Here is a 13,428-nt window from a genome sequence, read left to right on the forward strand (position 1 = left end):
ACCGGCTTTCCGCACAACCAACTACAAAGAGACAAGACATGAAACGCCGCACCTTCAAGCTCGAATGACCTGGCCCCTGCGCCTGGCGGTCATCGGCGCTGGCCTGGGATCGGCGCCGCACTTTCGCAGCCTGCAAGACCTGACGGCCGATATTGATGTCGCCTGGGTGCATGCGCGTGATGCAGCGCGGCTGGCTGCGGCCACCACACCCGCCGGCGCACGCAAGACCACGCGCCTGGAGGACCTGCTGGAAGACAGCAGCGTTGAAGCCGTGCTGGTGCTGACGCCGCCCAACACCCATCTCGCGCTGGTGCAGCAGATCGCCACTGCAGGCAAACACGTGCTGGTGGAAAAGCCGCTGGAAATCAACCTTGCCCGCGCCCGCGAGCTGGTGGAGGCCTGCGAGTCGGAAGGCGTCACGCTGGGCATCATGCTGCAGCACCGCCTGCGTGAAGCAGCGCTGGCGCTCTCGTCGCTGGTGCACAGCGGTGCGCTGGGCACGCTGGTGAGCGCCTCAGTGTCGGTGCGCTGGTGGCGGCCACAAAGCTATTACGACGAGCCAGGCCGCGGCACGCTGGCGCGCGACGGTGGCGGCGTGCTGATCACGCAGGCCATCCATGCGCTGGACCTGATGCTCAGCCTCACCGGTCTGCCCGAGCGCGTGACCGGCACAGCCTTCACCAGCCCGCTGCACCGCATGGAAGGCGAAGACACCGCCGCGGCCCTGCTCCATTACCAGGGCGGAGCAGTGGCGACTGTGCAGGCCACCACCGCTGCCTGGCCCGGCTTTGCCGAGCGCATTGAAATCAACGGCACGCTGGGCAGCGCCACGCTGGAAGCTGGCGAACTGCAGGCGCGCATGACCGATGGCCGCACACTCACCGTGGGCGCAACGCAGGCCACCGGTGGTGGCGCCGACCCAATGGCCTTCGACCATGCGGCACATCGCGCGGTGCTAAAGGACTTCGCTCAGGCGGTGTGGCACGGCAAGCCGCCTGCCGTAACGGGCCGCTCAGCACTGGCGGTGCAGCAGGTCATCGAGGCCATCATCACCTCGTCGCACAATGGCACAGCCGTGTTGTTGAACCACTGATCGCACGACACGAACCCTGCGAGTCCATGCACTGTGGGCATTCACAGCTATAAAACTCGTAGCACCTCAAAAATTGCGTTATATTTGGATGCAGAGGTTTTGAAACCCGATGACACCGCAGCGATCACGACCGCTGCTACCCCTGGGATCCGAGGAGATAAGTTGATGAGTGCCAAAGAGAATGCCGCAGTCGGCCAATTGCTCGAACTGCTGGAAGCACGCTATGCCCTGCGCGTGCTGTGGGCGCTCAAGGATGGTCATCCGCAGACCTTCCGGCTGCTGCAGGACAGCATTGGCCACATCACACCGAACACCCTCAACACCCGCATCAAGGAACTGCGTGCCGCCGGCCTGATGGGCCATGGCAGCGACGGCTACAACGTCACGCCGATGGGCGCCGACCTTTTGAGGCGCCTGAACGACCTGCAGGCTTTCGCCGGCAAATGGGCGGTGAGCCAGACCCGGGTGGTGCCGGTCAAGAAGACGAAATAGAGGCGACCGGCGATCAGATCGCCTTGATCAGATCGTCCTTATCAGATCGCTGTCTCCAACAACTCGATCGGGTTGCCAAACTTCGCCGCCGCCGCGCGCACCGCAGGGTCGCGCAGCGCGCTGAGAAAACCACCTTCAATCAGCGGCTGACCGTCCACGGTGACCGTGCTGTCGAGCGTGACCAGATCCATGTGCACCGGTGGCTCTTCCCACTGCGGCATGGTGCGCAGGATGTACTCGCTCGGCCGGGCCAGATCGATGCCGAAGTGCAGCGCACCCGGTGCGTTGGAGCCCGCCGGGTAAATCGTGTGGCGTGGTGCCTTGGGATTGAAGCCGCAGCCCAGCTCGATCAGGCGGCCACCCACCAGCATCTCGCGCAGGATGGCGGCGTCGCTGCCCTCGCCGGTCACTTCCACGATCGTGTCGCTCTCGAAGCGGCAGCCGATGCGCTCGGTGAACGGCTTCGCAAAGCCCACGGCCCACTGCGGATACAGCGTGCCCGACATGGTGACCGGCGCTGTCGAGTCATTTCGGTGCGCCGTACGGTCCCACAGGTTGGGGCCGTGCGTGGGCAGATAGTGCACATAGCAGCCCGGCTCGTCAGCAAACATCTTGCCGCGCCAGCGGTTGTGCGCCAGCAGCAGCTCGCGCATGGCGGGCGTGTAGTCGATGGAAAAGTCACTGCCCCGCGCATCGGCAAAGCGCACCGTGAAGTCACGCCCCGCCGGGTAGCGCGTGGCGGTGGCGCGGATGATCTCGCCCACCAGCTCGGCCGGAAAGCGCGCCTGCGGCGTGTGCAGCAAATCCAGATCGCGGAAGTAGGTGATCTTGACCCAGCGCTGCCCTGCCGCACGGCGGGCAATGAAGTACGGATCGAAGATCGAGCAGAACCAGGTGGACACCACAAAGTCGGCCTCTGCCACCAGTGCCTTGACGGCTTCCGGCACTTCGGTGATCTGGCTGCTGGACTCCATGTACTGCCGCACCGTGGCGCCGCGTGCACGGGCGAGGCCCATCACGGCATCGGCCACGCGCGTGTCGAGCAGCGGGTCGGTCAGCAGCAGCACCTTGTCGCCCTGCCCGAAGGCAAAAGTGCGCTGGAAGTTCTCCAGCGCGGCAAAGTAGTTCTTGGTGTGGGTGACCTCCGGGTTGAGTGCGGGGGGCAAGCCCACCAAGGGGTCGGTGGCGAGTTCGGGCATGGACATGTGAAATCGTTCTGAAAAATGAAACTGAGGGACGGACGCGATCAGTCCACCGAGGCGCCCGAGCGCTTGACGGCATCGCCCCACAGCGTGAGGCTGGCAGCAATGTGCTTGCCCAGTTCGTCGGGGGTGCCCGGCGCCACTTCAGCACCGCGCGACTGCAGCTGCGCCTTCAGCTCCGGGTCGGCCAGCGCCTTGTGGATCGCGGCATTGAGCTGGTTGACGATGGGTCGCGGCGTGCCGGCAGGCACGAAGATGGCGTCCCACGCACTGACATCAAAACCGGGCAGACCCGATTCAGCGATGGTCGGAATCTCGGTCCAGCCTGCCACGCGGGTCGCGGTGCTGACGGCCAGCGGCTTCACACGGCCGCCACGGGCCTGCGGTGCGGCATTGGGCATGACCTCGATCATCAGGTCCACCTGCCCGCCCATCAGGTCGGTCATGGCCTGCGCGCCGCCGCGGTAAGGAATGTGCACCACCGCCAGACCGGCGCGCGACTTGTAGATTTCACCGGCCAGGTGCGAGGTGGTGCCGTTGCCGGCCGAGCCGAAGGTGTACTTGCCGGGGCTGGCCTTGAGCAGCTTGGTGAGCTCGGCCATGCTGTTCACGCCCAGTGTGGGCCGCACCACCACCATGGCCGCGATGCGGGTGAGCTGGGTCACCGGCTCGAAGTCGCGCTGCGGGTTGAAGCCCGCCGACTTGTAGATGGCGTGGTTGATGGCGTGTGTGCCGTTGGTGCCATACAGCAGGGTGTAGCCGTCCGCGGGTGCCTTGGCCGCCGCAGCGCTGCCCACATTGCCACCGGCACCACCGATGTTCTCGACCACGATGGGCTGCCCCAGCTCCTTGGCGGCACGCAGCATCACCAGACGCGCCAGCGTGTCGCCGCCACCGCCAGCAGGGAACGGCACGATCAGCTTGATGGGCTTAGTCGGATAGGTGGTCGCTCCGGTCGAAACAGAAGCAGCAGGCGCCTGGGCAAACGTGGCCGACGCGGCGAGCGCCAGTCCCAGGGCCAACACCACAGATCGGCGCTGCGCCAGCAAGGGCTTTGAGGTGGGCGAGATGGGCATGGCGATGTCTCCTGCGGGTGAGCGATGTATGGAACAGTGACGAACACTGGGCACTGGCCGCCCTGACAGAGTACGAGAGTACGGCCACAAATACTTAGCCATCTTATTTTATTGCACGCAATATTTAGTCAATAACCCCTATTTACCCTAATTAACCGATTTATTGCATGCAATAATTTGTATTGCTGTTGACTCCCAACCCGCCCCGCGTCCACCACCAACCCATGTCTTCTCACATCAACCAGGCCACCCGCGAACTGCGCAGGCGCATCCTCAGCGGCGAGATCGCCCCCGGCGAGCGCATGGTGGAGCTGGACCTGTCGGCGCAGCTGAAGGTGTCACGCACCCCGATCCGCATTGCGCTTGGCGAGCTGGAAAAGGAAGGCCTGCTGGAACGCCTGCCCACGAGGGGCTTCCGGGTGCGGCAATTCAGCGTGGACGAAGTGGCCCAGGCGGTCGATGTGCGCGGCGTGCTCGAAGGCATGGCCGCACGCCAGGCCGCCGAGCGTGGGCTGACCGCCGCCACCCAAGGCGAGCTGCGGGCCTGTATCGCCGAGGGCCAGGCCCTGCTGGAGGGCGCCACCCGGGCCGATGGGCTGATCGATGCCTCGCGCTGGGTGCCGATGAATGCCCGCTTTCATGCGGCGCTGGTCGAGGCCGCTGGCAATAGCACGCTGGCCTCGGCGCTGGCGCATGTCAGCAAGACCCCGATGGCCGGCGCAGGGGCGCTCAGCCTCAATGGCGTGCTGCCGCGGCTTGAATTTCGCTACATCCAGCGCGCCCAGAGCGACCATGAAGACGTGCTGGCCGCCCTGCTGGCCGGTGAAGGTGCCCGGGCCGAGGCGTTGATGCGCGAGCACGCCCACCGCAGCCGCGACAACAAGCGTGAGCTGATCACCCAGATGCAGCGGCTCGCGGCGGCTGAAGGCTGACCGCCCCCCGTTCTGCCACCTTCGGCCCGCCTACAATGCTGGGTTTGCCGCGCGCAGCCGGCACCTGAAGGGTCCCGAAAACGGACGTATTGAAAGCGGCCGTATTTCTTCCGGCCGATTTCAATTCCCTGCCTTGAAAAGGGCTTTTGAGGCCCCAAGTGCCTCGCTGGCTGTCATTCGACCCCTCCAACCACTTTGCCCACCACTTTCAATACCTGTCTTTGAGCATGTCTGAAAACACACAACCCGAACAAAACCAGCCGGCCGGCGAAGCGTCCTCCCCCGAAGAGCTGGAAGCGGCACAGGCGGCCAATGAATTCGACGCGCTGACCATCGCCCAGGCCGAAGTCGCCACGTTGCAGGCCAAGAACACCGAGTTGGCCGACAGCTTCCTGCGCGCCAAGGCCGAGGCCGAAAACGCCCGCCGCCGCGCCGAAGACGAGATCGCCAAGGCCCGCAAGTTTGCGGTCGAGAGCTTTGCCGAAAGCCTGCTGCCGGTCACCGACAGCCTGGAAGCCGGTCTGGCCATCAAGGACGTGACGCCCGAGCAGCTGCGCGAAGGCGCCGAGGCCACGCTCAAGCAGCTCAAAAGCGCGCTGGAGCGCAACAAGGTGATCGAGATCAACCCGGCGCCCGCCAGCAAGTTCGACCCGCACCAGCACCAGGCCATCAGCATGGTGCCTGCCGAACAAGAGGCCAACACCGTGGTCAGCGTGCTGCAAAAAGGCTACCTGATTGCCGACCGCGTACTGCGCCCGGCACTGGTCACTGTGGCTGCACCGAAATAAATCCACAGAAAAACGCGACTTGTCCCTTGAACTTGCACAGCGTATCCATAAGTTATCCACAAGTCATCAACACGTTTACTGACCCGGTCGCTGCACTGCAGCGCCGCCCCCAATTTCACCTTTTCAACCTTTAACGAATCAAAAAGCAGGAGCACACCATGGGAAGAATCATCGGCATTGACCTCGGCACCACCAACAGCTGCGTGTCCGTCATGGAGGGCAACACGCCCCGCGTTATCGAGAACTCGGAAGGCGCGCGCACCACGCCGTCCATCGTCGCTTACCAGGAAGACGGCGAAGTGCTGGTCGGCGCCTCGGCCAAGCGCCAGGCAGTGACCAACCCCAAGAACACGCTCTACGCGGTGAAGCGCCTGATCGGCCGCAAGTTCAGCGAAAAAGAAGTCCAGAAAGACATCGACCTGATGCCCTACGCCATCGTGGCCGCCGACAACGGCGACGCCTGGGTGGAAGTGCGCGGCAAGAAGCTCTCGGCCCAACAGGTCAGCGCCGACATCCTGCGCAAGATGAAGAAAACCGCCGAAGACTACCTCGGCGAGCCGGTCACCGAAGCGGTGATCACCGTGCCTGCGTACTTCAACGACGCCCAGCGCCAGGCCACCAAGGACGCCGGCCGCATCGCGGGCCTCGAAGTCAAGCGCATCATCAACGAGCCCACCGCTGCAGCGCTGGCCTTCGGCCTCGACAAGCAGGAAAAGGGCGACCGCAAGATCGCCGTGTATGACCTGGGCGGCGGTACCTTCGACATCTCCATCATCGAGATCGCCGATGTCGATGGCGAGAAGCAGTTTGAAGTGCTCTCCACCAACGGCGACACCTTCCTCGGCGGTGAAGACTTCGACCAGCGCATCATCGACTTCATCGTCACCGAGTTCAAGAAAGAACAGGGCGTGGACCTGAGCAAGGACGTGCTGGCCCTGCAGCGCCTGAAGGAAGCCGCCGAGAAGGCCAAGATCGAGCTGTCCAACAGCGCGCAGACCGACATCAACCTGCCTTACATCACCGCTGATGCCTCGGGCCCCAAGCACCTGAACATCAAGATGACCCGCGCCAAGCTGGAAAGCCTGGTCGACGAACTGATCGAGCGCACCATCGCCCCCTGCCGCGTGGCCATCAAGGATGCCGGCGTGAGCGTCAGCGACATCCACGACGTGATCCTGGTCGGCGGCATGACCCGCATGCCCAAGGTGCAGGACAAGGTCAAGGAGTTCTTCGGCAAGGACCCGCGCAAGGACGTGAACCCCGATGAGGCGGTTGCAGTCGGCGCAGCGATTCAAGGCCAGGTTCTTTCTGGTGACCGCACCGACGTGCTGCTGCTGGACGTCACTCCCCTGTCTCTCGGCATCGAGACCATGGGCGGCGTGATGACCAAGATGATCAAGAAGAACACGACCATCCCGACCAAGTTCGCACAGACCTTCTCGACCGCTGAAGACAACCAGCCGGCCGTGACGATCAAGGTGTTCCAGGGTGAGCGCGAAATCGCCTCGGGCAATAAGGCGCTGGGCGAGTTCAACCTCGAGGGCATTCCGCCCGCAGCCCGCGGCACGCCTCAGATTGAAGTGTCTTTTGATATCGACGCCAACGGCATCCTGCACGTCGGCGCCAAGGACAAGGGCACCGGCAAGGAAAACAAGATCACCATCAAGGCGAACTCGGGCTTGTCGGAAGCCGAAATTCAGCAGATGGTGAAAGACGCCGAGCTGAACGCCGAAGAAGACAAGAAGAAGGTCGACTTCGTGCAGGCCAAGAACAACGCTGAAGCCATGGTGCACAGCGTGAAGAAATCGCTGGGCGAGTACGGCGACAAGCTCGAAGCTGGCGAGAAGGAAAAGATCGAAGCCGCCATCAAGGACATGGAAGAGGCACTCAAGGGCGACGACAAAGCCGCCATTGAAGCCAAGAACACCGCCCTGATGGAAGCCAGCCAGAAGCTGGGCGAGAAGATGTACGCCGACATGCAGGCCTCGCAGGCCGCTGGTGCTGCCGGTGCTGCAGGCGCAGCCGGTGACGACCAGGCACAGGCCAAGCCCGCCGACGACAATGTGGTGGACGCCGAAGTCAAGGAAGTCAAAAAGGGCTGAAGCCATTCAACCCGGGCTGCCTGAAATGACGCATCCATGGATGCATCGGGTGGTGCCTTGAGTGGCACGCCTGATGCATGCAACAAGGCGGAAAACCTGGAGCAATCCCGGATTTCCGCTTTTGTGTTTGTCGGATGTCTTCATGCACTTTCATGGTTCCTGCCGCCTGCTGATTAACTGCCCCACGACGACCAAGCATTCCTGAACAACGACCTCACATGGCCACCAAAAAAGACTACTACGACACGCTGGGCGTTCCCAAGAACGCCAGCGACGAAGACATCAAGAAGGCGTATCGCAAGCTGGCGATGAAGTACCACCCTGACCGCAATCAGGGGGATGCGTCCAAGGTGGCCGAAGAGAAATTCAAGGAGGCCAAAGAGGCCTACGAGATGCTCTCGGACGAGCAAAAGCGTGCCGCCTACGACCAGTACGGCCACGCCGGCGTGGACCCGAACATGCGCGGCGGCCCGGGTGCAGAAGGCTTTGGCGGTTTTGCCGAAGCCTTTGGCGACATCTTTGGCGACGTGTTTGGCAACCAGCGTGGTGGCCAGCGCGGCGGGCGTCAGGTGTACCGGGGCGGTGACCTCAGCTACGCGATGGAAGTCACGCTCGAAGAAGCCGCCGCCGGCAAGGACGCGCAGATCCGCATCCCGAGCTGGGACAACTGCAACACCTGCCACGGCACCGGCGCCAAGCCCGGCACCAAGGTGGTGGCCTGCACCACCTGCCACGGCCACGGTGCGGTGCAGATGCGCCAAGGCTTTTTCAGCGTGCAGCAGACCTGCCCGCAGTGCAAGGGCACCGGCAAACTGATTCCCGAGCCCTGCGTGACCTGCCACGGCGTGGGCAAGACCAAGAACAACAAGACACTGGAAGTGAAGATTCCGGCCGGCATCGACGACGGCATGCGCATCCGCTCCACCGGCAACGGCGAGCCGGGCACCAACGGCGGCCCGCCCGGAGACCTGTACATCGAGATCCGGCTCAAGAAGCACGAAATCTTCGAGCGCGACGGCGACGACCTGCACTGCGTGGTGCCGATCAGCTTCACCACCGCCGCACTGGGTGGCGAGATCGAAGTGCCCACGCTGGCCGGCAAGGCTGCCATCGACATCCCCGAAGGCACGCAGGCCAGCAAGCAGTTCCGCCTGCGCGGCAAGGGCATCAAGGGCGTGCGCTCCAGCTACCCGGGCGATCTGTACTGCCACATCACGGTGGAGACGCCAGTGAAGCTCACCGAGCACCAGCGCAAGCTGCTCAAGGAGCTGGACGAGTCACTGAAAAAAGGCGGCGCCAAACATTCGCCGACGGAAGAGGGCTGGGCCGACAAGCTGAAGAATTTCTTCAGCGCTTGACTCTTGAGGCTGGCTTGAGGCTGGCCTGCAGCGCACCCACAAATGCCGGATTCGTTCCGGCATTTTTTATGGGCTACGCCTTCTGAGTTCTGCGGCATGACAACCGCTGTCATACGGTTGCCGTTTTGCAGCCTCTACCATGGAGGTTTTCATCTGCAGGACGCGCCATGACAGCACTCGCCAGCCGACGCCTGAAGCACTTCGCACAGCGGATCAGTACCGCCCTGGTTGCCAGCCTCCTGCTGACCCTCTCCCCGTCGGTCACGCAGTCGCAAACCGGCCTTGCCACACTCGACGGCAAGCCACCACTGGTCATCGCGCACCGGGGTGCGTCCGGTTACCTGCCCGAAGAAACACTCGAGGCCTACCTGCGGGCCATCGAACTGGGGGCTGATGTGATCGAGATGGACCTGGTCTCCACCAAGGACGGGGTACTGATCACCCGCCACGATGCCAACCTTGCCATCAGTACCGATATCGCCCAGCGCCCCGAGTTCGCCTCGCGCAGGAAAAGCGTGATGGTCGATGGTGAGACGCAGACCGGCTGGTTCAGCCATGACTTCACACTGGCCGAGATCCGGACCCTGGGCGCCATCTCGACCGACCCCGAACGGCCCCAACAATTCAACGGTCTGTACAAAGTACCGACCTTCCAGGAAGTGGTGGACCTGGTGAAGTCCCATTCGGCCAGAGGTGGCCGCAGCGTCGCGATTTATCCGGAGACCAAGCACCCCACCCACTTCCGCATGCTCGGCTTGGCGATGGAGGACAAACTGATCGCGATCCTCGAGAGCGCCGGTTGGAACAGCAAGCAGGCGCCTGTGCTGGTGCAGTCTTTTGAACCGGGCAGCCTGCAGTACATGCGAAGCAAGGGTCTGAAGACGCGCGTGGTGCAACTGATCGGCGGAGGACGTCCGTATGACTGGACTGTTGCAGGCGACAGCCGCAACTACGCTTTCATGACCACGGCCGCCGGGCTTGCCGAGATCAAGACCTATGCAGATGGCATTGGCCCGTGGAAGGGCCTTGTCATCGGTTCGAACACCGGCGCCACGCCCGGCCCACCCAGCCGCCTGGTGGCTGACGCCCATGCGGCTCGCCTCTTTGTTCACCCCTACACCTTTCGCAACGAACAGCGGCGGCTGGCGCCTGCGTACCAGGGCAATCCGCAGCTGGAATATCTGGCGTTCTACCGGGCTGGGGTCGATGGTGTGTTCACCGATTTCCCTGATACCGCCATCGCCGCGCGAGCGCAGTTCTTGAAGAACCTCGGTTACTGAACCGACAGCCACGCACCACTCGGCGCTGGTTTTCTCAAAATGAAACACCTGCCACACCATGAATGCCCCTGCCACCGCCGGGCGCAGGGGGCGTGACTTATAGTGCGGGCACACCCACTGACGCAAGGCACTCCCTATGAAAACCAAAGCCGCCGTCGCCTGGAAAGCAGGCGCCCCGCTGACCATTGAAACCGTTGACCTTGAAGGTCCAAAATTTGGCGAAGTGCTGGTCGAGATCAAGGCCACCGGCATTTGCCACACCGACTACTACACGCTCAGTGGTGCCGACCCGGAAGGCATCTTCCCCGCCATCCTCGGCCATGAAGGCGCGGGCATTGTGGTTGACGTCGGCCCCGGCGTGACCAGCCTGAAAAAAGGCGACCACGTCATTCCGCTCTACACCCCCGAATGTCGCCAGTGCAAGTTCTGCCTGTCGCGCAAGACCAACCTGTGCCAGCTGATTCGCGGCACGCAGGGCAAGGGCCTGATGCCTGACGCCACCAGCCGCTTCAGCCTGGACGGCAAGCCCATCTTTCACTACATGGGCACCAGCACCTTCAGCAACTACACCGTGGCGCCTGAAATCTCGCTGGCCAAAATCCGCGAAGACGCACCGTTCGACAAGGTCTGCTACATCGGCTGCGGCGTCACCACCGGCATTGGCGCGGTGCTGTTCACCGCCAAGGTAGAAGCAGGCGCCAACGTGGTGGTGTTTGGTCTGGGCGGCATTGGCCTGAATGTGATTCAGGGCGCGAAGATGGTGGGTGCCGACAAGATCATCGGTGTGGACATCAACCCCGCCCGTCAGGAGATGGCGCGCAAGTTCGGCATGACGCACTTCATCAACCCCAAGGAAACTGAAAACGTCGTCGATGCCATCGTGCAGCTCACCGACGGCGGCGCCGACTACAGCTTTGAATGCATCGGCAACACCCAGGTGATGCGCCAGGCGCTGGAGTGCACGCACAAGGGTTGGGGCCGCAGCATCATCATCGGCGTGGCCGAGGCCGGCGCCGAGATCAGCACCCGCCCCTTTCAGCTCGTCACCGGCCGCAAATGGGAAGGCTCAGCCTTTGGCGGCGCACGCGGCCGCACCGATGTACCCAAGATCGTCGACTGGTACATGGATGGCAAGATCAACATCGACGACCTCATCACCCACACCATGCCGCTGGAAGACATCAACAAGGGCTTTGATCTGATGAAGCGTGGCGAGTCGATTCGCGGCGTGGTGATTTACTGAGTCTGATCTGCCAACGATGCCTGCCTTGACGACGCTCCAGCCCCTGCGCCAGATTACTGCCGGCGTGCTGGATGTAGCCCTGTACGAGACCAGTCCGGCCGACGGCCCGCCCGTGTTCCTGATGCACGGTTTCCCGTACGACATGCACGCCTACGCCGAGGTGGCACCCTTGCTAGCCGCACAAGGCTGCAAGGTCTATGTACCCACGCTGCGCGGCTTTGGCGCCACGCGCTTTCTGAGCGCCAGCACGCCACGCTCGGGCGAACAGGCCGCGCTGGGCGCAGACCTGCTGGCGCTGATGGACGCGCTGGCGGTGCCACGTACCGTTCTCGCCGGCTACGACTGGGGTGGCCGTGCGGCTTGCGTGGTGGCTGCCCTTTGGCCCGAGCGCTGCGCCGGTCTGGTTTCGCTGAACAGTTACAACATCCAGAACATTGCCAAAGCGATGGTGCCGGACACACCCGAAAATGAGCGCAGCCTCTGGTACCAGTACTACTTCCACAGCGAGCGCGGCCACGCAGGCCTCGCCGCCAACCGGCGAGCCCTGTGCCGCCTGCTCTGGAAAACCTGGTCACCCACCTGGGACTTTGACGAGGCCACCTTCGAGCGCAGCGCAGCGGCCTTTGACAATCCAGACTTTGTCGATATCGTGATCCACTCCTACCGCCATCGCTTCGGTCTGGTGGCTGGCGACCCGGCACTGGCCAGCATTGAGCAGCGCCTCGCGGCACAGCCGCCCATCACGGTTCCCAGCATCACTTTCGACGGCACTGACGACGGGGTGCGCCCGCCCGCCGCGGCCGCGCAACACGCGCACCTCTTCACCGGACCGCGCTCCCACCGCATCGTGCCCGGCGCAGGCCACAACCTGCCGCAGGAAAAGCCACAACTGTTTGCCGATGCCGTGATGGAACTGGTACAGCAAGGTTTTACGTCATGAACCCATCTCCCGAACTTCTCAGCGAACACGCCTGCTTCGGCGGCGTGCAGCGCTTTTACCGGCACGCCTCCAGCGAGATCGGCCTGCCGATGCGCTATTCGGTGTTCCTGCCGCCGCAGGCCGCCCACGGGCCGGTGCCAGCCGTGATGTATCTGGCGGGCCTGACCTGCACCGAAGAAACCTTCATGATCAAGGCAGGCGCGCAGCGCATGGCCGCCGAGCTGGGCCTCGCGCTGATTGCGCCCGACACCAGCCCGCGCGGCGCCGGTGTGCCGGGTGAGGCGGAGAGCTGGGACTTCGGCGTGGCCGCCGGCTTTTACCTTGATGCGACCGAGGCGCCATGGGCCACGCACTACCGCATGGAAAGTTACCTCATGCGGGAACTGCTGCCCCTCGTCACACAGACCTTGCCGATGGACGGCAGCCGCATCGGCATCTTCGGCCACAGCATGGGGGGCCACGGCGCGCTCACGCTGGCGCTGCGGCACCCGGGCGTGTTCAAGTCGGTCTCTGCCTTCGCACCAATCTGCGCGCCCAGCCAGTGCCCCTGGGGTCACAAGGCTTTCAGCGGCTACCTGGGCGCTGACATGACCGCATGGGCGCAGCACGACGCCACGGCCTTGATGAGCCAGTACACCGCAGCGCCCTACCCGGCGGGCATCCTCGTCGACCAGGGCCTGGCCGACAAATTTCTGGCCGAGCAACTGCACCCGCATCTGTTTGAGGCGGCCTGTGAAACCGCGGGCCAACCGCTCACGCTGCGCCGCCATGCGGGCTACGACCACGGCTATTACTTCATCGCCAGCTTCATGGCCGACCACCTGACGCATCACGCCCGGCAGCTCGCCGCCTAGCAAACCACCACAGCGCAGTCGGACCACTTGGCCGCTGCAGGAAATGCGCGGATGCGCACCCTACAATG

The 13,428-nt window shown here is 63.6% G+C and carries 12 protein-coding genes; 10 read left to right on the plus strand and 2 right to left on the minus strand.

The genetic code is table 11. The annotated features are described in order from the left end of the window. Positions 1 to 64: 64 nt before the first annotated feature. Together AAG793_RS05705 and AAG793_RS05710 are read left to right on the plus strand one after the other, a co-directional pair. Positions 65 to 1,093 carry a Gfo/Idh/MocA family oxidoreductase gene (locus AAG793_RS05705; protein WP_341905193.1) on the plus strand — a complete coding sequence of 343 codons (1,029 nt, stop codon included), beginning with the start codon at positions 65 to 67 and terminating at the stop codon, positions 1,091 to 1,093. 165 nt (positions 1,094 to 1,258) lie between these two features. Next, positions 1,259 to 1,585 carry a winged helix-turn-helix transcriptional regulator gene (locus AAG793_RS05710; RefSeq protein ID WP_341905196.1) on the plus strand — a complete coding sequence of 109 codons (327 nt, stop codon included), beginning with the start codon at positions 1,259 to 1,261 and terminating at the stop codon, positions 1,583 to 1,585. Positions 1,586 to 1,626: 41 nt separating this feature from the next. Here AAG793_RS05710 and AAG793_RS05715 read toward each other — a convergent pair whose 3' ends face one another. Both AAG793_RS05715 and AAG793_RS05720 read right to left on the minus strand, forming a co-directional pair. Beyond that, the gene (locus AAG793_RS05715; protein ID WP_341905198.1) at positions 1,627 to 2,790 is read right to left on the minus strand and encodes a hypothetical protein; all 1,164 of its coding nucleotides are present in this window, start codon (positions 2,788 to 2,790) and stop codon (positions 1,627 to 1,629) included. 41 nt (positions 2,791 to 2,831) lie between these two features. Next, positions 2,832 to 3,863 carry a tripartite tricarboxylate transporter substrate binding protein gene (locus AAG793_RS05720; protein ID WP_341905201.1) on the minus strand — a complete coding sequence of 344 codons (1,032 nt, stop codon included), beginning with the start codon at positions 3,861 to 3,863 and terminating at the stop codon, positions 2,832 to 2,834. 224 nt (positions 3,864 to 4,087) lie between these two features. Between AAG793_RS05720 and AAG793_RS05725 the strand changes: the two genes are divergently transcribed. The 8 genes from AAG793_RS05725 (at position 4,088) to fghA (ending at position 13,360) form a co-directional block, all read left to right on the plus strand. Then, positions 4,088 to 4,795 (plus strand): GntR family transcriptional regulator, encoded by a 708-nt coding sequence (locus AAG793_RS05725; protein WP_341905204.1) that lies wholly within the window; start codon positions 4,088 to 4,090, stop codon positions 4,793 to 4,795. A 227-nt stretch (positions 4,796 to 5,022) separates the two neighbouring features. Further along, complete coding sequence (gene grpE, locus AAG793_RS05730; RefSeq protein WP_341905207.1) at positions 5,023 to 5,583, plus strand: nucleotide exchange factor GrpE; 561 nt, start codon at positions 5,023 to 5,025, stop codon at positions 5,581 to 5,583. A gap of 158 nt (positions 5,584 to 5,741) precedes the next feature. Beyond that, a complete protein-coding gene (dnaK, locus tag AAG793_RS05735) occupies positions 5,742 to 7,685 on the plus strand; it encodes a molecular chaperone DnaK (protein WP_341905210.1) in 1,944 nt (647 codons plus the stop codon). A 218-nt stretch (positions 7,686 to 7,903) separates the two neighbouring features. Further along, positions 7,904 to 9,043, plus strand: coding sequence for a molecular chaperone DnaJ (gene dnaJ / locus AAG793_RS05740; RefSeq protein ID WP_341905213.1), 1,140 nt, complete (start codon positions 7,904 to 7,906; stop codon positions 9,041 to 9,043). A gap of 167 nt (positions 9,044 to 9,210) precedes the next feature. Continuing rightward, on the plus strand, positions 9,211 to 10,323 hold the full coding sequence (locus tag AAG793_RS05745; protein ID WP_341905216.1) for a glycerophosphodiester phosphodiesterase: 1,113 nt from the start codon (positions 9,211 to 9,213) through the stop codon (positions 10,321 to 10,323). 136 nt (positions 10,324 to 10,459) lie between these two features. Beyond that, positions 10,460 to 11,566 carry an S-(hydroxymethyl)glutathione dehydrogenase/class III alcohol dehydrogenase gene (locus AAG793_RS05750; protein WP_341905219.1) on the plus strand — a complete coding sequence of 369 codons (1,107 nt, stop codon included), beginning with the start codon at positions 10,460 to 10,462 and terminating at the stop codon, positions 11,564 to 11,566. A gap of 25 nt (positions 11,567 to 11,591) precedes the next feature. Beyond that, the gene (locus AAG793_RS05755; RefSeq protein WP_341905446.1) at positions 11,592 to 12,506 is read left to right on the plus strand and encodes an alpha/beta hydrolase; all 915 of its coding nucleotides are present in this window, start codon (positions 11,592 to 11,594) and stop codon (positions 12,504 to 12,506) included. Continuing rightward, positions 12,503 to 13,360, plus strand: coding sequence for an S-formylglutathione hydrolase (gene fghA / locus AAG793_RS05760; RefSeq protein ID WP_341905222.1), 858 nt, complete (start codon positions 12,503 to 12,505; stop codon positions 13,358 to 13,360). Before AAG793_RS05755 ends, fghA begins: the two co-directional genes overlap by 4 nt. The last annotated feature ends 68 nt before the right edge of the window (positions 13,361 to 13,428 follow it).

This window comes from Polaromonas sp. YR568, from assembly GCF_943372955.1.
Lineage (GTDB): Bacteria > Pseudomonadota > Gammaproteobacteria > Burkholderiales > Burkholderiaceae_C > Polaromonas.